Source organism: Streptomyces sp. NPDC001594 (assembly GCF_042893675.1).
In the GTDB taxonomy this organism is placed as follows: domain Bacteria; phylum Actinomycetota; class Actinomycetes; order Streptomycetales; family Streptomycetaceae; genus Streptomyces.
This window is the reverse complement of record NZ_JBIAVB010000002.1, coordinates 74,167-93,706: the sequence shown is the minus strand read 5'-3', so window position 1 is coordinate 93,706 and position 19,540 is coordinate 74,167. Positions and strand designations below refer to the sequence as shown.

At 71.7% G+C, this 19,540-nt stretch carries 18 protein-coding genes; 7 read left to right on the top strand and 11 right to left on the bottom strand.

Annotated features, from left to right (window positions below):
• Positions 1 to 126 precede the first annotated feature (126 nt).
• The 5 genes from ACFY0O_RS03930 (at position 127) to ACFY0O_RS03910 (ending at position 4,376) form a co-directional block, all read left to right on the top strand.
• A complete protein-coding gene (locus ACFY0O_RS03930; RefSeq protein WP_388942487.1) occupies positions 127 to 1,122 on the top strand; it encodes an ABC transporter ATP-binding protein in 996 nt (331 codons plus the stop codon).
• Positions 1,112 to 1,999, top strand: a complete 888-nt coding sequence (locus ACFY0O_RS03925; protein WP_388942484.1) for an ABC transporter permease subunit — start codon at positions 1,112 to 1,114, stop codon at positions 1,997 to 1,999. Before ACFY0O_RS03930 ends, ACFY0O_RS03925 begins: the two co-directional genes overlap by 11 nt.
• Positions 1,996 to 2,907 carry an ABC transporter ATP-binding protein gene (locus tag ACFY0O_RS03920; protein ID WP_388942482.1) on the top strand — a complete coding sequence of 304 codons (912 nt, stop codon included), beginning with the start codon at positions 1,996 to 1,998 and terminating at the stop codon, positions 2,905 to 2,907. The genes ACFY0O_RS03925 and ACFY0O_RS03920 overlap by 4 nt, the downstream gene beginning before the upstream one ends.
• Before the next feature lie 15 nt (positions 2,908 to 2,922).
• On the top strand, positions 2,923 to 3,642 hold the full coding sequence (locus tag ACFY0O_RS03915) for an ABC transporter permease subunit (protein WP_388942479.1): 720 nt from the start codon (positions 2,923 to 2,925) through the stop codon (positions 3,640 to 3,642).
• Positions 3,643 to 3,722: 80 nt separating this feature from the next.
• Complete coding sequence (locus tag ACFY0O_RS03910; RefSeq protein ID WP_388942476.1) at positions 3,723 to 4,376, top strand: rhomboid-like protein; 654 nt, start codon at positions 3,723 to 3,725, stop codon at positions 4,374 to 4,376.
• Positions 4,377 to 4,550: 174 nt separating this feature from the next.
• Here ACFY0O_RS03910 and ACFY0O_RS03905 read toward each other — a convergent pair whose 3' ends face one another.
• From ACFY0O_RS03905 to ACFY0O_RS03865, 9 genes are all read right to left on the bottom strand, one after another.
• Positions 4,551 to 5,363: an HAD family hydrolase gene (locus tag ACFY0O_RS03905; RefSeq protein WP_358891530.1), complete on the bottom strand. Its 813-nt coding sequence runs from the start codon at positions 5,361 to 5,363 to the stop codon at positions 4,551 to 4,553.
• Positions 5,360 to 6,637, bottom strand: a complete 1,278-nt coding sequence (gene serS / locus ACFY0O_RS03900) for a serine--tRNA ligase (RefSeq protein WP_358891531.1) — start codon at positions 6,635 to 6,637, stop codon at positions 5,360 to 5,362. The genes ACFY0O_RS03905 and serS overlap by 4 nt, the downstream gene beginning before the upstream one ends.
• A gap of 537 nt (positions 6,638 to 7,174) precedes the next feature.
• Positions 7,175 to 8,110: a prephenate dehydratase gene (gene pheA, locus ACFY0O_RS03895; protein ID WP_388942472.1), complete on the bottom strand. Its 936-nt coding sequence runs from the start codon at positions 8,108 to 8,110 to the stop codon at positions 7,175 to 7,177.
• 42 nt (positions 8,111 to 8,152) lie between these two features.
• Positions 8,153 to 9,520, bottom strand: coding sequence for an iron uptake transporter deferrochelatase/peroxidase subunit (gene efeB / locus ACFY0O_RS03890; protein WP_388942470.1), 1,368 nt, complete (start codon positions 9,518 to 9,520; stop codon positions 8,153 to 8,155).
• Complete coding sequence (locus ACFY0O_RS03885; RefSeq protein WP_388942468.1) at positions 9,445 to 11,436, bottom strand: copper resistance protein CopC; 1,992 nt, start codon at positions 11,434 to 11,436, stop codon at positions 9,445 to 9,447. The genes efeB and ACFY0O_RS03885 overlap by 76 nt, the downstream gene beginning before the upstream one ends.
• 22 nt (positions 11,437 to 11,458) lie before the next feature.
• Positions 11,459 to 11,983: a copper chaperone PCu(A)C gene (locus ACFY0O_RS03880; RefSeq protein WP_388942465.1), complete on the bottom strand. Its 525-nt coding sequence runs from the start codon at positions 11,981 to 11,983 to the stop codon at positions 11,459 to 11,461.
• On the bottom strand, positions 11,980 to 12,633 hold the full coding sequence (locus tag ACFY0O_RS03875) for an SCO family protein (protein ID WP_358891536.1): 654 nt from the start codon (positions 12,631 to 12,633) through the stop codon (positions 11,980 to 11,982). Before ACFY0O_RS03875 ends, ACFY0O_RS03880 begins: the two co-directional genes overlap by 4 nt.
• A 115-nt stretch (positions 12,634 to 12,748) precedes the next feature.
• Positions 12,749 to 13,474, bottom strand: a complete 726-nt coding sequence (locus ACFY0O_RS03870) for a YcnI family protein (protein ID WP_388942463.1) — start codon at positions 13,472 to 13,474, stop codon at positions 12,749 to 12,751.
• Positions 13,475 to 13,588: 114 nt separating this feature from the next.
• Positions 13,589 to 14,404: a hypothetical protein gene (locus ACFY0O_RS03865; RefSeq protein ID WP_388942460.1), complete on the bottom strand. Its 816-nt coding sequence runs from the start codon at positions 14,402 to 14,404 to the stop codon at positions 13,589 to 13,591.
• A gap of 245 nt (positions 14,405 to 14,649) precedes the next feature.
• Between ACFY0O_RS03865 and ACFY0O_RS03860 the strand changes: the two genes are divergently transcribed.
• The gene (locus ACFY0O_RS03860; RefSeq protein ID WP_388942458.1) at positions 14,650 to 15,129 is read left to right on the top strand and encodes an ATP-binding protein; all 480 of its coding nucleotides are present in this window, start codon (positions 14,650 to 14,652) and stop codon (positions 15,127 to 15,129) included.
• A gap of 57 nt (positions 15,130 to 15,186) precedes the next feature.
• Here ACFY0O_RS03860 and ACFY0O_RS03855 read toward each other — a convergent pair whose 3' ends face one another.
• Positions 15,187 to 16,650, bottom strand: a complete 1,464-nt coding sequence (locus ACFY0O_RS03855) for an aminopeptidase P family protein (protein ID WP_388942455.1) — start codon at positions 16,648 to 16,650, stop codon at positions 15,187 to 15,189.
• Between the two features lie 133 nt (positions 16,651 to 16,783).
• Positions 16,784 to 18,376, bottom strand: coding sequence for a PP2C family protein-serine/threonine phosphatase (locus ACFY0O_RS03850; RefSeq protein WP_388942453.1), 1,593 nt, complete (start codon positions 18,374 to 18,376; stop codon positions 16,784 to 16,786).
• Positions 18,377 to 18,796: 420 nt separating this feature from the next.
• On the opposite strand from ACFY0O_RS03850, the gene ACFY0O_RS03845 reads away from it, so the two are divergent.
• On the top strand, positions 18,797 to 19,525 hold the full coding sequence (locus ACFY0O_RS03845; RefSeq protein ID WP_388942450.1) for a bifunctional DNA primase/polymerase: 729 nt from the start codon (positions 18,797 to 18,799) through the stop codon (positions 19,523 to 19,525).
• Positions 19,526 to 19,540 lie beyond the last annotated feature (15 nt).

Below are 19,540 nucleotides of genomic sequence, written 5' to 3'. Positions count from 1 at the left end.
TGGACAACCCCTCCCCGCGCCCGGCCGGTGTCAGCCTTCCGTCAGGGTCCGTAGTCCTCAAGGCGGATACGGGGTCCCGCTCCAGGTCTGACGCTCCGCCCGGGCCCCGGCACTAACGTCGAACCCGTGACTGTCATCGCGACCGAAAGCCTGAGCAAGCGGTACCCCCGAGTGACCGCCCTCGACCGGCTCTCCCTGGACATCGGACCCGGAGTGACCGGGCTCGTGGGCGCCAACGGGGCCGGCAAGTCCACGCTGATCAAGATCCTGCTCGGGCTGTCGCCCGCCACCGAGGGCCGCGCCGCCGTCCTCGGACTGGACGTCGCCACGCACGGCAGCACGATCCGCGAGCGCGTCGGCTACATGCCCGAGCACGACGCCCTGCCGCCCGACGTCTCGGCCACCGAGTTCGTCGTCCACATGGCACGCATGTCGGGCCTGCCGCCGACCGCCGCCCGCGAGCGGACCGCCGACACCCTGCGCCACGTCGGCCTGTACGAGGAGCGCTACCGCCCCATCGGCGGCTACTCGACCGGCATGAAGCAGCGCGTCAAGCTGGCCCAGGCGCTGGTCCACGACCCGCAGCTGGTCCTCCTCGACGAGCCGACCAACGGCCTCGACCCGGTGGGCCGCGACGAGATGCTCGGCCTGATCCGCCGCGTCCACACCGACTTCGGCATCTCCGTCCTGGTCACCTCCCACCTCCTCGGCGAGTTGGAGCGGACCTGCGACCACGTCGTGGTCATCGACGGCGGCAAGTTGCTGCGCTCCAGCTCCACCAGCGACTTCACCCAGACCACGACCACCCTGGCGGTCGAGGTCACCGACTCCGACGCGCACCCGGACGGAACGGCCGCGCTGCGCAAGGCGCTCACCGCCGCGGGCCTCACCCTCCACGTCGGCGAGGAGCAGGGCCTGCCCGGAGCCGGCCACGTCCTCCTCGTCGAGGCGACGGGCGAGGACACCTACGACACCATCCGCGACACCGTCGCCGATCTCGGCGTCGGCCTGGTCCGCATGGAACAGCGCCGCCACCACATCGCGGAGGTCTTCCGCGAGAGCGACCGCTCCGCGCAACGCATCCAGATCCAGCAGGGGGGAACCGGTACCGATGGCGCCTGAGACCTCGACCCAGATCCACAACATCGGCTACCGGTCCTACGACGGCCCCCGGCTCGGCCGCGCCTACGCCCGCACCTCGCTGTTCTCGCAGTCGCTGCGCGGCGCGTACGGGCTCGGCCGCTCCGCCAAGTCCAAGGTCCTGCCGATGATCCTCTTCGCGGTGATGTGCGTCCCCGCGCTGATCATCGTCGCGGTGGCCATCGCCGTTCCCGGCTCCACCGACCTGCCGATCAAGTACACGACGTACGCCCTGACCACCCAGGTGGTCATCGGCCTCTACCTCGCGTCCCAGGCTCCCCAGTCGGTCTCGCGGGACCTGCGCTTCAAGACGGTGCCGCTGTACTTCTCGCGGCCCATCGAGCGTGTCGACTACGTCCTGGCCAAGTACGCCGCGATGGCCTCGGCCCTCTTCATCCTCACCGCCACCCCGCTGCTGATCATGTGGATCGGCTCGCTGCTGGCGAAGTTCGACTTCGGTCACCAGACCAAGGGATTCGGGCAGGCACTGGTGTCGGTACTCCTCCTGTCGCTGCTCTTCGCGGGCCTCGGGCTGGTCATGGCCGCGCTCACCCCGCGCCGCGGGTTCGGCGTGGCCGCGGTCATCGCGATGCTGCTCATCCCCTACGGCGCCGTCTCCACCGTGCAGACGGTCGCCTACGGGACCGGCAACACCGGCCCCATCGAGTGGCTGGGCCTCTTCTCCCCGATCACCCTGATCGACGGCGTGCAGACCGCGTTCCTCGGTGCGACCTCCGCCTTCCCCGGCGGTGAGGGCCCCTCGGCCGGCACCGGCTTCGTCTACCTGCTCGTCATCCTCGGCCTCATCGCCGGCTCCTACGCCGCCCTGATGGCCCGCTACCGGAAGGCCGGGCTGTGACGACCATCGACATCGACCACACCTCCCGCTGGTTCGGGAACGTCGTCGCCGTCAACGACGTGACCATGCGCGTCGGACCCGGCGTCACCGGCCTCCTCGGCCCCAACGGCGCCGGCAAGTCCACCCTGATCAACATGATGGGCGGCTTCCTCGCCCCCTCCACCGGAACCGTCACCCTCGACGGCGCCCCGATCTGGCGCAACGAGTCGGTCTACCGGCAGATCGGCGTGGTACCCGAGCGCGAGGCGATGTACGACTTCCTCACCGGCAGGGAGTTCGTCGTCGCCAACGCCGAACTGCACGGGCTGGACGACGCGGCAGCCCAGCGGGCGCTGGCCACCGTCGAGATGGAATACGCCCAGGACCGAAAGATCGCCACCTACTCCAAGGGCATGCGACAGCGCGTCAAGATGGCCTCAGCGCTCGTCCACGAGCCGTCGGTGCTGCTGCTAGACGAGCCCTTCAACGGCATGGACCCGCGCCAGCGCATGCAGCTGATGGACCTGCTGCGGCGGATGGGTGACGAGGGCCGTACCGTCCTGTTCTCCTCCCACATCCTGGAGGAGGTCGAGCAGCTGGCCTCCCACATCGAGGTGGTCGTCGCCGGCCGGCACGCCGCCTCCGGTGACTTCCGCAAGATCCGCCGTCTGATGACGGACCGCCCGCACCGCTACCTCGTCCGCTCCTCCGACGACCGGGCCCTCGCCGCGGCCCTGATCGCCGATCCGTCGACCGCCGGCATCGAGGTCGACCTCAAGGAAGGCGCCCTGCGGATCCAGGCCGTCGACTTCGGCCGGTTCACCGAGCTGCTGCCCCGGGTCGCCCGCGCGCACGGCATCCGGCTGCTGACCGTCTCGCCCTCGGACGAGTCCCTCGAATCCGTCTTCTCCTACCTCGTCGCGGCCTGAAAGGAGCTGGCAACCATGTACAACCCGACCGTCGCCCGGCTCACCTACCGGGCCCTCCTCGGCCGTCGGCGCGCAGCGATCCTCTTCGCGCTGCCCGCCCTGCTGCTCCTCATCTCCGTCGCCGTCCGCTTCTTCACCGGGGTCGACGACAAGGTCGCCTCGGAGCTGCTCGGCGGCTTCGCGCTCGCCACGATGGTCCCGCTGATCGGCGTCATCGCCGGCACCGGCGCCATCGGGCCGGAGATCGACGACGGCTCGATCGTCTACCTGCTCTCCAAGCCGGTGAAGCGCCCGACGATCATCATGACCAAGCTGATCGTCGCGATCGCCGTGACGATGGCCTTCTCCGCCATCCCCACCCTGATCGCCGGCTTCATCCTCAACGGCAACGGCCAGCAGATCGCCGTCGCCTACACCGTGGCGGCGCTCGTCGCCTCGATCGCCTACAGCGCGCTCTTCCTGCTGCTGGGCACCGTCAGCCGGCACGCCGTCGTCTTCGGCCTGGTCTACGCCCTGATCTGGGAGTCGCTCTTCGGCAGCCTGGTCTCCGGCGCCAAGACCCTGAGCGTCCAGCAGTGGTCCCTGGCCCTGGCCGAGAAGGTCGCCGGACAGGGATACGTGGACTCCAGCGTGGGCCTGCCCACCGCCGTGGTCCTGCTCCTGGTGGTCACCGTCGGCGCCACCGTGTACGCGGGCCAGAAGCTGCGCCGTCTCACCCTGGCCGGCGAGGAGTAGTCCGCCGCACCGGCCGGAAACCGTGCCCCGCCCGGCCCATCGGCCGGGCGGGGCACGGCCGTACGGGGCATCATCGGGGCATGATCGAGCACACCGGACCCGAGCCGTCCAGGCCTCTGCGGGCCTGGATACGCTCCTCGCCCGGCACACACATATGGCTGCTGATCGTGGCCGTGACCAGTGTCGTCGTGGCGATCGCCCCGGACCGGCTCGACCACGTGCTGCTCCACCGCAACAGCAGCAACATCCACCAGCTGGTCAAATACCCCCTGCGGGCCCTGCTGAGCAGCGCGTTCTGGATCGAGAATCCGGCCTCGCTCGCCCTCTACGCCCTGCTCTTCGAGCTCTTCCACGCCACCGTCGAACGCTGGCTGGGCACCCTGCGCTGGCTGGTCATCGTCGCGACCGCCCATATCGTCGCCACCCTCGCCAGCCAGAAGGTCCTCCTCATGGCCATCGAGGACCACCGCGCGCCGCACAGCATGACGCATGTCGTGGACATCGGCGTCAGCTACGGGCTCGCCGCCTCGATCGGGGTCCTGACCTACCGTCTCCCGAACCCCTGGAGATGGCTCTACCTGGCCGGAGCGGTCGCCTTCTTCGGGATCCCCCTGCTCACCGGCGGTACCTTCACCGACCTCGGCCACGCCATCTCACTGTCGGTCGGGCTGCTGGCCTGGCCGCTGACCCTCCATCCGGAGCCGCACGGCGTCCATGTTTCACGTGAAACATGAGCGCCTGCGCGCGGGCTCGGCGGGGCGGGGAAATTCGCTGGTAAGGGACGTGCGCCCCCGGCACAGTGGGAGGTGCGGGGGAGTAAAAAGGTCCGGGACAGCCACTTCGAGCGCGCCTCGCGGCGCGGGCTGTTCCGGACCTTCTCCGTCGACGGCTGGGGATGCGGATGCGGCTCAGGCCGCGCCGAGCAGGCGCTCCAGCACCACCGCGATACCGTCCTCCTGGTTGGAGGTGGTCACCTCGTCGGCCACGGCCTTCAGGTCGGCATGGGCGTTGGCCATCGCGACACCGTGCGCGGCCCAGCCGAACATGGGGATGTCGTTGGGCATGTCGCCGAACGCGATCGTCTCGGCGGCCTTCACCTTCAGCCGGCGTGCGGCGAGCGAGAGCCCCGTGGCCTTGCTCAGTCCCAGCGGCAGGATCTCCACTATTCCCGGGCCCGCCATCACGATGTCGACGAGGTTGCCGACGGTCGCCCGGGCCACCGTGACCAGCTCGTCCTCGCCCATCCCCGGGTGCTGGATGTAGAGCTTGTTGAGCGGAGCGCTCCACACGGCCGCGGTGTCCTCCAGGTAGAGGGCCGGGAGGCCCGCCTGCACCTGGTAGCCGGGTCCGAACAGGACCTCGCCGTCCACCCCGTCCCGGCTGGCGGCCAGCGCCAGCGGGCCCACCTCGGCCTCGAGCTTCGACAGCGCTAGGCCGGCCAGCTGCCGGTCCAGCGTCACGGAGGTCAGCAGCCGGTGGGCTCCCGCGTCGTAGACCTGGGCCCCCTGCCCGCACACCGCGATCCCCTTGTAGCCGAGGTCGTCCAGCACGCCCCGGGTCCAGGGCACGGCCCGGCCGGTGACGATGATGTGCGCCGCGCCCGCCGCGGTGGCCGCGGCGAGCGCCTCACGGGTGCGCTCCGAGACGGTGTCGTCGTCACGCAGGAGCGTGCCGTCGAGGTCCGTCGCGACGAGCTTGTACGGGAACGGGGCCGTGCTCACTTGGCGATCGGCTCCAGGACCTCACGGCCGCCCAGGTACGGGCGGAGCACGGGGGGGACCCGCACGGAGCCGTCGGCCTGCTGGTGGTTCTCCAGGATGGCGACGATGGTGCGGGGCACGGCGCACAGGGTGCCGTTGAGCGTGGACAGCGGAGCGGTCTTCTTGTCCTCGCGGTAGCGGATCTGCAGGCGGCGGGCCTGGAAACCGTCACAGTTCGAGGCGGAGGTCAGCTCGCGGTACTTGCCCTGGGTCGGGATCCAGGCCTCGCAGTCGAACTTGCGGGAGGCGGAGGAACCCAGGTCACCGGTGGCGACGTCGATGACCTGGAACGGGAGCTCCAGGCTGGTCAGCCACTGCTTCTCCCACTCCAGGAGCCGCTTGTGCTCGGCTTCGGCGTCCTCGGGCGCGACGTACGAGAACATCTCGACCTTGTCGAACTGGTGGACGCGGAAGATGCCGCGGGTGTCCTTGCCGTACGTACCGGCCTCGCGGCGGAAGCACGGCGAGAAGCCGGCGTACCGCAGGGGCAGCTTGTCGACGTCGATGATCTCGTCCATGTGGTACGCGGCGAGCGGGACCTCGGAGGTGCCGACCAGGTAGTAGTCGTCCTTCTCCAGGTGGTACACGTTCTCCGCGGCCTGGCCGAGGAAGCCGGTGCCCTCCATGGCGCGCGGGCGGACCAGCGCGGGGGTCAGCATCGGGATGAAGCCGGCCTCGGTGGCCTGGGCGATCGCCGCGTTGACGAGGGCGAGCTCCAGCAGGGCGCCGACGCCCGTCAGGTAGTAGAAGCGCGAGCCGGACACCTTGGCGCCGCGCTCCACGTCGATGGCGCCCAGCGCCTCGCCCAGCTCCAGGTGGTCCTTGGGCTCGAAGCCCTCGGCGGCGAAGTCGCGGATCGTGCCGTGGGTCTCGAGGATGGTGAAGTCCTCCTCGCCGCCGACGGGGACGTCCTCGTGGACGATGTTGCCGAGCTTGAGCAGGAGCTGCTTGGCAGCTTCGTCCGCCTCGTTCTGCTCCGCCTCCGCCGCCTTGACGTCGGCCTTGAGCTGCTCGGCCTTGGCCAGCAGCTGGGCGCGCTCCTCAGGGGTGGCCTTGGGGATGAGCTTGCCGAGGGACTTCTGCTCATTGCGCAGTTCGTCGAAGCGCATGCCGGAGGACCTGCGGCGCTCGTCGGCGGAGAGCAGCGCGTCGACGAGGTCGACGTCCTCTCCACGGGCGCGCTGCGAGGCGCGGACACGGTCAGGGTCTTCACGGAGCAGCCGAAGGTCAATCACCCCTCCAGGCTACCGGTCTGGGCTTCCTGGGATCACACCGATATCACGCTGCGTGTCATTATGTCCCGATTGAGGGGAATGCAAAACACTCGCCCCCGTGGCCGGAAGAGACCCCTCGGGGCGGCTGATAAACCCGGCCCGATTCCCCGAAAAGGGGCACGCGGGAGGGTGGCGGTCGGGTCCTGATCAGCGCTGAGGGCTCAGCCTTGTCCACAGGAATTCCACTACGACTCCTCTTATCCACAGGCTGTGTGCCGCATCTGTGGACACGGAATTAGATCAATAGGGATCGGCCGAGAGCCCTACGGGTTCAGGGTTCAAACCGCCCTCACACACTCATTCGGGTGGGAATGGCTCGCTCCAAAGAGTTGGTCGGTGATACAGGGGTGACGTCGTTCACCTGGCGCTTCCCAGCGCGAAACCTGCGCCAGCCGACCGATTTGTCGACCTTGTCGCGTCGCTCTGTCGACTTGTCCCCAGGTCTCCCTCTCGCCCTGTGGATAACTCTGTGGACAAGTGGAAGAGATGGGGACGACGCTACGCCCGACCGTCGAGGCAGCGGGCCAGCCAGTCGGAAGCCTCGGTGAAATCGCCGTCGGAGGTACCCGGCCGTGCCGCCCGTACCTCACTCAGAGCGACGCCGGCCCGCGGGTAGGAGCCCAGGAAGCGCACCTGTGGGCAGGTCCGGCGCAGCCCCATCAGGGCCTCGCTCACCCGCCGGTCGGAGATGTGCCCCTCGGCGTCCACGGCGAAGCAGTAGTTCCCGATCCCCTCGCCCGTCGGCCGGGACTGGATGAGCATCAGGTTCACGCCCCGTACCGCGAACTCCTGGAGCAGCTCCAGCAGGGCGCCGGGGTGGTCGTCGCCGAGCCACAGCACCACCGAGGTCTTGTCCGCGCCAGTGGGGGCGGCCGGCCGCGCGGGCCGTCCGACCAGCACGAACCGGGTCTCGGCGTTCTGCGCGTCGTGGATCTCGGTGACCAGCGCTTCCAGCCCGTACGTGGCAGCGGCGAACTCGCCCGCGAAGGCGGCGTCGAACCGGCCCTCCTGGACCAGCCGCGCCCCGTCCGCGTTGGAGGCGGCCGACTCCCACACCGCGTCGGGCAGGTGCGTCCGCAGCCAATTGCGCACCTGCGGCTGGGCGACCGGGTGGCCCGTGACGGTCTTGACGTCCGACAGCTCGGTACCGGGCCGCACCAGCAGCGCGAACGTGATGGGCAGCAGGACCTCGCGGTAGATCATCAAGGGCTCGCCCGAAGCCAGCTCGTCGAGGGTGGCGGTGACCCCGCCCTCCACCGAGTTCTCGATCGGCACCAGTGCGGCCGCGGCCTCGCCACTGCGCACGGCGTCCAGGGCGGCCGGGACCGACACCATCGGGACGAGCTCCCGGGTGGCGGCTTCCGGCAGGGTGCGGAGGGCCGCTTCGGTGAAGGTGCCCTCGGGACCGAGATAGGTGAAGCGCGTGGCCGACATGCGATCAGCCTAATGCCGGGCCGCCCGCCACCGTGGGGCTGTTCACCCTTCGAGCAGCCGCTGCCCGACGTACTCGCCGGCGCGCGGGCCGGGCGGGACCGCGTACAGGCCGCTCGACTCGTGCCGGATGAACTCCGACAGCGCGTCACCCCGGTCGAGCTTGCGCTGCACCGGGACGAACCCGCGCAGCGGATCGGCCTGCCAGCAGATGAAGAGCAGGCCGGCGTCCGGAGTGCCGTCGGGGGCGATCCCGTCGTGGAAGGAGAACGGCCGCCGCAGCATGGCGGCGCCGCCGTTCTGCGCCGGGGCGGAGATCCGTGCGTGCGCGTTGGAGGGGATCACCGGCTTGCCGTCGGGGCCGAGCTTGTCCAGGGCCAGGGGCGTCGTCTCGCCGCCGCCGGTCAGGGGTGCGCCGTTGGCCTTCGTGCGGCCGATGACCTGCTCCTGCTGGGCGAGGGAGCGCTTGTCCCAGTCGTCCAGCAGCATCCGGATCCGGCGGACGACGGCGTACGAGCCGCCCGCCATCCAGGAGTGCTCCGCGGGTCCGGGGCCGGTGGCGGGCACGAAGATCCGCTTGTCGAAGTCGGGGTCCGCGGGCTTCGGGTTCCCGGTGCCGTCGATCTGGCCCATGAGGTTCCGCGCGGTCATCGGGGAGGCGGTGGCACCGGGGGACCGGTTGAAACCGTTCATCTGCCAGCGCACCCGGGCGGCCTCCCCGGCGTCCTTCTGTACCGCCCGCAGGGCGTGGAAGGCGACGAGGCCGTCGTTGGCGCCGATCTGCACCCACAGGTCGCCGTTGCTGCGCTGGGCGTCGAGCCGGTCCGAGGAGAAGTCGGGCAGCGGGTCGAGGGCGGCCGGGCGGCGGGCGGTGAGCCCCGTGCGCTCGAAGAAGGAGTGGCCGAAGCCGAACGTGATGGTCAGGGAGGACGGTCCCGCGTCGAGCGCGATGCCGCTGTCCGCCGTGGGGGCGGTCTCCCCCGCCATGAGCCGGCGCGCGGTCTCGGACCAGCGGCGCATCAGCGCGGCGGCCTCCGTCCGGCCGGCCCCGGGCGCCAGGTCGAAGGCCAGGACGTGGCCCTTGGCCTGGAGGGGGGTGGTGATGCCCGCCTGGTGGTCCCCCTCGAACGCGACCGAGGTGGCGCCGAGGGAGGAGAGGGCCCCGGCCGCGCCGGGAGCGCCGGCCGGGGAGTCGCTGACCGCCGAGTGCACGAGGGCACCCCCGGTGCCGCCGAGCGCGAGCCCGGCGGCGCCCGCGGCGCCGACCGTGCCCAGCAGCCGGCGCCGGGAGATCTCGATGTCGGGGGTGCTGGGGGTGCTGCTCTCGGTCACGCTGTTCAGCCGATCTTGACGTTCTTCTGGACGGTCGTCTGGTCGATGTCGGAGGTGCGGACGGTCACGTCGATGCGCCATTCGCCCGCGAGGGGGAGCTGGACTCCGGACGCCGACCAGTGTCCGGGAGCGTCGCGGTCCGGGGCCACCGGCAGCGGGCCGATCTCCTGGGCGGGGAGGGTGAAGGAGATCTTGACCTCGGGCAGGTCGACGGGCTTGCCGTCGGCGCCGTCCGCCCACAGGTGGAGGGTGTTGGCCCCGACCCGGCCTGGGTCGAGCTCCAGCCGGACCGTGCCCTTGCCGTTCTGGCCGCCGGTGTCGTACGGCAGGGTGATCTTGACAGGGCGGTTGGGGACGGCGGTGGAGGCCGTACCCCGCCCGGCCTCCTGCTCCACGGCGCGGCCGGGCTCGGTGCTGGTCAGAACGGTCGTGACGGCCAGCAGGACGACGGCCACCGCGGCCTCGGCGAGGACGGACCGGCGCAGGCCCGACCGGCCCGGATCGGCGTCGCGGACCTGGTTCTCCAGGGCCTTCTCACGGGCCGCGCGCTGCCGGGCGAGCTGCGCCGCCCGCTTCGGGTCGGCCTCCGCTCCGGTCGCGTCCTCGCCAGTGGCCGTGCCTCTGGTCGTGCCCGCGGTCGTTGTTTCACGTGAAACATCGCCGCCCGCGCCCACCGTGGCCGGTTCCTCGGCCCGGTCCTCCGCCGTCACGTCGGCCAGCCGGGCCGTCCACTTGCGGGAGAGGTAGGCGATGCCGACGAGGACGGCCACCAGGGCGACCTTGATCAGCAGGAGCCGGCCGTAGCTGGTGCCGGTGAGCGCCGACCAGCTGCCGAGTTGCCGCCAGGACTGGTAGACGCCGGTGGCGGCGAGGACCAGGACGCTGATGAAGGCGACCCGGGAGAAGCGCTGGACGGCCTCCCGCTCGATGTCCGGAACCTTGTGAAGGGCGACGAGCAGGGCGGCGAGCCCGCCGAGCCAGGTGGCCACGGCCAGCAGGTGCAGGATGTCGGCCGGCATCGCGATGCCGGTCTGGATGCCGGTGGAGGCGTGCTCGGCGAGCGCCCAGGTGGCGGCGATGCCGGCGGCCACGACCGTGCCGCCGATACCGAGCCCGAAGGCCAGGTCGCTGGTGTCCTTCGACTGCTCGGGGCTCTGCTCGCCGACGTTCTTCTGCCGGCGCGCGTAGGCGCCGAAGAGGACGGCGATGAAGAGGGCGGCCGCGCCGAGCAGCAGCAGCCGGGAGACGAAGGAGGCGCCGGTCTTGGTCTCCAGGACGGCCTTCAGGCCGTCGAGGTCGAAGACGTCGGCGAACTTGCCCGACCCGGTGTACGGCGTGCGCAGCACCAGCATCGCCAGTGTGGCGGCGGTGAGGGTGACCCAGCCGCGCACCACCAGCTTCTGCAGCGGGCGCACGCCGGAACCACGGCGCCAGCACAGCAGGATGAAGGCGGAGCCGCCGACGAGGACGGTGAAGCCGGCGTAGGCGGCGTACCGGGCGATGCCGTACGCGATGCCGACGGGGCCGCCGCCCACCTTCTGGGTGGGCAGGGAGACGGAGGTGGCCGAGGGGGCGCCGACGGAGAAGGTGAAGGCGCCGGAGACCGGGTGGCTGTCGGCGGAGACCGCCTGCCAGGCGACCGTGTAGGTGCCGTCGGGCAGTCCCGTGTGCAGGGCGGTGCCGTAGCGGATGACCGATCCGCTGCACATGTTCCGCAGCTCGCCGGTGTCGACGCGCTTGCCCTGCGGGTCCATGACGCGGATCGAGTCGTCACCCATGGCGACCTCCTCCGAGAAGGAGAGGGTCACCTGGGCGGGCGCCGTGGCGACCACCGCCCCGTCCTGGGGGTCGCTCGCGGTGAGTGCGGCGTGCGCCGTGGCCGGGGCGGCCGCGGTGAACAGGGTTGCCAGCAGGGCTGCGAGAACCAGCGCCAGCCGCGGCAGCGATGCCGTGGCGCGGACGCGGAGAGGAGGGGGAGCGGGGGCGGTGGCCGTCATGGCGTGTCAGTTCCTCGGTCCGTCAGTGGGCGGTGGAGTTCTGGGGGTTGTACGTCCGTTCCTTGACGTCCAGCTCGACCTTGACCGGATCGGCCTTCTCGAAACGCAGCTCGACGGTGACCTTGTCGCCGACGTTCGGCTTGTTCTTCAGGCCCATGAACATGATGTGGCTGCCGCCGCGCTCCAGGTTCAGCTCGCCTCCGGCCGGCACGTCCATGGACTGGACCTGCTGCATCTTCTGGTCCTTGGTCTCGTGGACCTGCAGATCGTCCGAGAGCGGGCTGGTCACGCCGAGCAGCTTGTCGGCCGTCTTCGAGTCGTTCTTGATCACCATGAAGGCGCCGGCCATCTTGTCGTTGACCGGCTCGGGCATGAACGCCCCGCTGACGGTCATCTTCGGCTTGGCCGACTCCTCGGCCTTCGCGCCGGCGCTCGCGGTCGACGAGGAGTCCGAGCCGGAAGAAGAAGAGGAGGAGCAGCCGGATATGGCGAGCGCGGCCGTCAGGGAGAGGGCGGCTGCGAGGGTGCGGGTGGTGCGGGCGTTCACGGGTTCTGTCCCTTGATGAGCTTCGGAAGGTCCTTGGTGTAGTCCTCGACGGTCGTGCCTTCGCCGTAGAGGACGTAGCCCTCGTCGGTCTTCGGCGAGAACGCGATGACCTGAGCACCGTGCATGGAGACGATGCTGCCGTCGGGTTCCTTCTTGGGGGCCTCGATACCGATGCCGAGGGAGCGGGCGGCGGCCTGGATCTTGCCGAAGTCGCCGGTCAGCCCGGTGAAGGCCGGGTCCTGCGACCTGAGCCACGCGCCGAGGGACTCCGGGGTGTCGCGCTCGGGGTCCGTGGTGACGAAGACGACCTGGAGCTTGTCCTGCTCCTCCTTGGGGAGCGCCTTCTTGGCGACGGCGATGTTGCTCATCGTCAGCGGGCACACGTCGGGGCAGTTGGTGTAGCCGAAGTAGATCAGCGTCGGACGGCCCTTGGTCTGCTCGCGCAGGCTCCACGGCTTGCCGGTGGTGTCCGTGAGGACGAGGTCCGGCTTGTCGAAGGGGCGGTCGAGGACGGTCGCGGCTCCGGCCTTCTTCTCGCCGGTGATCTGGGTGACCGACGGGCTGTCCTTGGCCGGGTCACTGCCGCAGGCGGTGAGGGTGAGCGCGGCCACCGCCGCGAGGGCGGCGACCGTCACACGTGTGGTGCGCATATGGAGATGTCCCTGGGATCGGGGATGGTGCGGATGTCGGGGAAAGGGGCCCGGGCCGGTCCCGTCCACGGGCCCTGCGCGGGCCCGTGGACGACGGGCCCGCGGGCCCGGTGGATCAGGCGGAGCGGCGGCGCGAGGCGATGCCGAAGGCCACCCCGCCGAGGCCGAGGACGATGCCCGCGATGCCGAGGGCACGCGCGGTGGTGTCGGAGCCGCTCTTGGCGGCGGCCTCGTCGTGCTTCTCGTCCTTGGCGGCGTCCTTGCCGGAGTTCTTGGAGTCGGCCGGCTTGGCGGCGTCGTGGTTGTCGGCTCCGGCGGCGGCGGTCAGCTTCAGCGTGGGCGCGGGGTTCTGCGGCTCGGCGGCGCCCTCCTTGGCCTCCTCGATCCAACGGACGACCTCGTTGTTGTCGTAGGTCTGGATGGCCTTGAAGACCATCTTGTCCGCGTTGTCGGGGAGCTTGCCGACGGAGACCGGGAACTGCTGGAACTTGCCGGGCTCGATCTTGCCGCCGGTCCAGGTCACCTTGGTGACGACCTCGTTGACCTGCTTGCCGTGGACGTTCAGCGGCTTGTCGAGCTTGGTCTTCTCGACGGTGGACGTCCAGCCGGGGATGTCCTGCGGCATGACGGAGGTCAGGGGCTGGTCGACCGGGAAGTTGACCTCGAGCTGGGTGGTCGAGGCGTTGTCGCGCTCGTTCGGGACCTTGAAGTTGATCGTCGCGTAGCCGCCCTTGGGGGCCTCGCCGGGCTGCACGCTGACGTGCGCGAAGGCGGTGCCGGACAGGGCGAGGACGGCGCCGGCGGCGAGGGCGGCGGCGAAGGAGACGCGAGAGGTCTTCATGACAGGAACACTCCACGGAGCAGTGGTGAACGGTGGGGTCCGCACGCACGGGCGCGCGCGGAGGTCACGGCACCGGTGCTCCCGCCGTGTGTCCCGGGGAGTGGAGGTGCCGCGTCAGGCTGCGAGGACGAGCGCAGCCGGCGGCCCGCGCCGGATCACGGTGTGCAGCAGAGTGTCCCGGCCGGTCGTCGCGGCGGGCGCGGAAGCGGTCCGGCGGTCCCGGGGGCCGTGCGCGGGAGCGCCGGGCAGCCCGGCCGCGAGGGCCCGTACGAAGGCCAGCGCGGCGCGCAGCGGACGTATCGGGCCGGCTTCGGCGGAGAGCCGGGAGAGTTCGACCAGCCGGAACAGGGCGGCGTCGCCCCGGCCCAGCAGCCAGCCGGCGGTGAGCGCGGCCACCAGGTGGCCGAGCAGCATGAACGGGCTGAACAGCCCGATCTCGGGGCCCCCGGCGTGGGTCGTGGCCAGGTGCATGTGGCCCATGTGGTCCGACGCGGCCGCCTGCGCGGCCAGGGCCGCCGGGTCCAGCCCGGCGGTCTCCAGGATGTGCCGGGCGTCGGCCGGGCTCAGCGGTACGGAGTTGCCCCCGCAGACCAGCCGGGCTGCGAGCGCCGCCAGCGAGGTGTCGGTCCCGGGGGCCGGGTTCTGCGCGACGGCCGCGCCATGTTGGCCGAGGCCGAACAGCGTGTGCAGCCCGAGCTGGCCCACGGCCAGTCCGGCGGCGATGCCGGGCCGCGAACGGCGGCGTCCCGCGAGGGGGGCCGCGACCGCGAAGACGCAGACGAAGGCCAGGGCCAGTGCCCACCACGGCACGGTCGCGCAGGAGGCCACGGCGTGGCCCGCCGCGGACAGCACGACGCAGACCGCGGTGAACACCGCGGCCCGGGTCGTCCGGAGGCCTGCTCCGGCGCGTGTGGTGTGGGTGGCAGACATGGCCGGGCCATCATCGCACTGGCCCCGGGCCCTGCCTACGGCAGGTACTGGAGGGACCCTATGGTTCCGGTGTGCGGCCGCAAGCGCGCCCCCGCCCGCCCGCCCGCCCGCCCGGCCGGCGACCGGCGCCGGAGCGGGGCCCACGCGCCCGATACACGCCGGACGCACATGCCGCATCGGCCGAATGAGGGCTGTGCCGGCCGCCGGGGGCTTACGCCGCGTCACGGGCGGCAATAGGTATCCGTATGAGCATCTGGTGGTCTCTCCACTTGCGGCGCGAAGCCGCGAGCGTGCCGCTCGCCCGGCGACTGCTGCTGGGGACCATGGATACCGCGGGGGTGGACCCGGACATCTCCTACGAGCTGTCGGTCGCGCTGACCGAGGCCTGCGCGAACGCCGTGGAACACGGCGGCCGCGGCGGTTCGGCCGGGGGCCCGGTCGGTGTCCCCGCCGACGAGGTCCTGGACGGCACCGAGGCGTACCACGTCACCGCCTTCCTCGACGGGGACCGCTGCCGCATCGAGGTCGCCGACTCGGGTCCCGGTTTCCCGCCGTCGACGGTGGCCCGCCGCAGACCCTCCCTGGCCGAGCACGGCCGTGGCCTGCACCTGATCGCGGAGCTCGCCGACCACGTCCGGCTGCGCAACCGGCCGGGCCGGGGTGCGGTGGTGAGTTTCGAGCGGATGCTGAAGTGGCGCGAGGACGCCCTGCTGAGGGTGTCCTAGAACGCGGACGGGCGGGGGAACCGGTACCGGCTCCCCCGCCCGTGGTCACGTCCGGCGTCAGCCCTTGAGCCGCGCCATCCACGCCTCGACCTCGACCGAGGTGCGCGGCAGACCGGCCGACAGGTTCCGGTTGCCGTCCTCGGTGACGAGGATGTCGTCCTCGATGCGGACGCCGATGCCCCGGTACTCCTCGGGCACGGTCAGGTCGTCGGCCTGGAAGTACAGGCCCGGCTCGACGGTCAGGCACATCCCCGGCTCCAGCGTGCCGTCGACGTACGCCTCGGTGCGCGCGGCCGCGCAGTCGTGGACGTCCAGGCCGAGCATGTGGCCGGTGCCGTGCAGGGTCCAGCGGCGCTGGAGCCCGAGCTCCAGGACGCGCTCGACCGGGCCCTCCAGCAGGCCCCACTCGACGAGCTTCTCGGCCAGCACGTGCTGGGCGGCGTCGTGGAAGTCGCGGTACTTGGCACCCGGCTTGACGGCGGCGATGCCGGCTTCCTGGGCCTCGTACACCGCGTCGTAGATCTTGCGCTGGATGTCGGTGTACGTGCCGTTGATCGGCAGCGTGCGCGTGACGTCGGCGGTGTAGAGGGAGTGGGTCTCCACGCCGGCGTCGAGCAGGAGCAGGTCGCCGGAGCGGACGGCACCGTCGTTGCGGACCCAGTGCAGGGTGCAGGCGTGGGCGCCGGCGGCGGCGATGGTGCCGTAGCCGACGTCGTTGCCCTCGACGCGGGCGCGCAGGAAGAAGGTGCCCTCGATGTAGCGCTCGGACGTGGCCTCGGCCTTGTCGAGGACCTTCACGACGTCCTCGAAGCCGCGGACGGTGGAGTCCACGGCCTTCTGCAGCTCGCCGATCTCGAAGGCGTCCTTCACGGCGCGCGCCTCGGAGAGGTAGACGCGCAGTTCCTCGTCGCGCTCCTTGGTCACCTTGTCGGTGAGCGCGGCCTCGATGACGGCGTCGTGGCCGCGGACGGCGCGGACCGGGCCGGTGGCCTCGGTCAGGGCCTCGGGCAGCTCGCGGACGTCCTTGGCCGGGATGCCCAGGAGCTGCCCGGCCTCGGCGAGGGAGTGGCGGCGGCCGACCCAGAGCTCGCCCTGGCCCGACAGCCAGAACTCGCCGTTCTCGCGGTTCGAGCGCGGCAGCAGGTAGACGGTGGCCTCGTGGCCGGTCTCCGTGGGCTCCAGGACCAGGACGCCGTTCTCGGTCTGGTCGCCGGTGAGGTAGGCGTACTCGGTCGAGGCGCGGAAGGGGTACTCGGTGTCGTTCGAGCGGGTCTTCAGGCGGCCCGCCGGGATCACCAGGCGCTCGCCGGGGAAGCGCGCGGACAGCGCGGCGCGGCGGTCGGCGGTGTGGCCGGCCTGGGCGATGGGCTCGAGGCCGTGCAGCTCGGTGTCGGCCCAGCCCGTGCGCATGCTCTCCGCGAGTTCCTCGCTGACGCCCGGGTACAGCCCGTTCTTGCGCTGCTTGTGCTTCTTCTGGGGCTGCTCTTCTTCCGGGGTCTCCGGGGTGAGCTCGTCAGCCACGTCATCTCCTCAGCCGCTACGACACGCACGGGTCCGGGTGCGAACCCCGTTCATCGTATGTGTGAGGAGGCGGCGCCCGGCCAGTCCTGTGACAAACAAGTCAAAACGGGCGCCCGCCGCGGATGCCGGCCGGTCAGTCGAACCGGGCCGCGAGCAGGACGACGTCCTCCGTGTCCCGGTGGGGATCGGCGGAGCCCGGCCGCGACCCGTCCTCGGGAAGCACGGTCCGCAGGATGTGGTCGCAGAGGGCGGCCGGGTCCTCCCGGGCACCGCGCGGAACGCCCGCGGCCGCCGCGTGGAGCCGGGCGTAGGCCCGGTCCATGGGGTCGCCGGTCCGCCGCAGCAGCCCGTCGGTGTACAGCAGCACCGTTTCTCCGGCGGCGGGCTCGATCTCCACGCTGGGCGCCTCCCAGCAGGCCAGCATCCCCAGCGGCGCCGAGAGCGAGGTCTCGACGTACTCGGTGCGGCGCTCGCCGATGAGCAGCGGCGGCGCGTGCCCCGCCCCGGCCAGGATGATCTTGCGGGCGGCGGGCTCGCAGTACGCGAAGAGGGCGGTGGCCGAGCGCGCGGGCTCGGTCAGGCGCAGCAGCAGCTCCAGGTCGGACAGGACCGCGACCGGGTCCTCCCCCTCCATGACGGCGTACGCGCGCAGGGAGGCCCGCAGCCGTCCCATCGCGGCGACGGCGCTCGGCCCCGAGCCCGAGACCGAGCCGACGGCGAGGCCCATGGCGCCCTCGGGCAGCGGCAGCGCGTCGTACCAGTCGCCGCCGCCGAGGGGGCCGGTGCGGTGGCGGGCGGCGAGCTGGACCCCGGGGATCCGCGGCAGCCTGCTGGGCAGGAGTTCCTCGGAGACGGTGGCCAGCCGGGTCCGGGAGCGGTCCACCTCCAGCATCCGGGCCAGGTGCTCGGCCGCGTGCCGGACGTAGAGGCCGACGAGGTCGCGCTGGCGGTCGCTCGGCTCGGCCTGCTCGTCGTAGAGCCAGACGGCCGCGCCGAGCTGGCCGGTGGCCTCGGCGGCCAGCGGCAGCGCGTAGCTGGCCGCGTAGCCGAGGCGGGCGGCGACCTCGCGGTGGCGGGGGTCGACGGGGGGTGCGCCGCCACCGGCACCCGAGGCGGCCGTGGTGCCGGGCTCGGGGAGCACCTCGGAGCCGCCGTGGGCGTCGGGGAGTCCGTCGAGGATGCGGCCGTACGAGGTGGCGCTGCGCGGCACCGTCTCGATGTGCCCGAGGTCGGCGCGGCCGAGGCCCAGGCCGATGGTGGACGTGGGGCCGAGTCCGTCGGAGGGTTCCAGCACGACCAGTCCGCGGCGGGCCCCTACCAGGGCGGCCCCGGCGCGCAGGAACTCCCGCAGGGAGGAGTCGAGGTCACTGGCCCGGGCGAGGCGCTCGGTCAGCTCGTGCAGGGTGGTCAGGTCGGAGACCATGCCCGCCAGCCGGTCCTGGATGACGCTGCTCGCGGCAGGCGGGGCGGCCTGGGCGGGAGCGGTCCGGGCGGAGGCGGCCGCTGTGGCGGGGAGGGAGCCGGACGCGGGTGTGGGCGCGGCAGTGTGCGCCGATGCTGCAACTGCTGGATCGATTCCAGCCACTTTCGGCAGATGCGGGGCGCTCATGGCGTCCGCCTTTCCACCTGGTGCGATTCGCCATATAGCATCGCAAACCCCCAGATCGTGCTGCGCCGCCATCAATGGATCCACATCTACACGCACCCGAGGATCGATGTCCAGCATTGTCCCGGTGGGAATAGTGGTGTCCGTGGGACGGCAACTCACTGTCCAGCCGGGGCTAAAACTTGGCTGGAAAAAGCTGGAAGCGGACGGTTTTTGCGATCGACTGGACAGGCGCTTCAGGGGGTCCGGGTACGTATTCGGTAGTGCCCGGGGCCAGTTGGCGCCCCCGGTACCGCCGGGAACCACCCGGTCCGGGCCGTCGTCCTTAGCGGCGGCAGCCGGTCTCGACACCGGTGCGGGTCGCTCGGACCGCACGCTCCGGGCCCCTGCCGGACGTTTGACGGACCCGTAAGAAGACTGCACGAAGCGTGTGAACCTGCTTCTGGCGGACTAGTGACGCGAAACGTGTACGTGTGGTGAAACACCGCTCACGTGGTGTGATGTGGCCCCTCGACGTTCAACGGAAAGGAACGAGCGCTCATGCGCGAGATCCTCGGAAGGCGTCTCCAGCGGCTCCGCGATCGCTTGAAGTTCCCGCGCGCGGTCTCCCGCCCCGCCGCGGAGGCGGGGGCCGGGGTGGCTCCCTCCCTCCTCGAAGCCGCGCTGACCTGCGCCGCCGTCCGGCAGTGGCCCGTGCTGCCGGGCGTGGGCCGGGCCGGCGCCGACAGTCGGCGCTGCGCGTGCCCGGATCCCGACTGCGTGGTGCCGGGCGCGCATCCCTTCGACCCCGGCCTGCTCGCCGCCACCACCGACGCGCGGATGGTGGCCTGGTGGTGGGGCAGGCGGCCGACCGCCCCGGTCCTGCTGGCCACCGGCGGCGCCGCGCCCTGCGCGGTGAGCCTGCCGGCGAAGGCGGCCGCGCGTGCCGTCGTACGGCTGGACGCGCAGGGCATGCGGCTCGGCCCGATCGTCGCCACGCCCACCCGGTGGTCCCTGCTCGTGGCGCCCTACTCGCTGGAGCGGCTCGGCGAACTCCTGTACGCCAAGGACCACGTGCCCTCCTCGCTGCGCTTCCACGGCGAGGGCGGCTACCTGCTGCTGCCGCCCTCGCCCGCGTCCGGCGGGGGGCAGGTCCGCTGGGAGCGGGAGCCCGAGCCGCGGCGGGCCGGTTCGGGCGAGCTGTGGCTGCCGGAGGTCGAGGCGGTCGTGGACGCGCTCGTCGAGGCGAGCAGCGGTGCTCCCGGCGGCGGCAGCCGGCTGGCGTACTGAGCCGCTGATCACTCG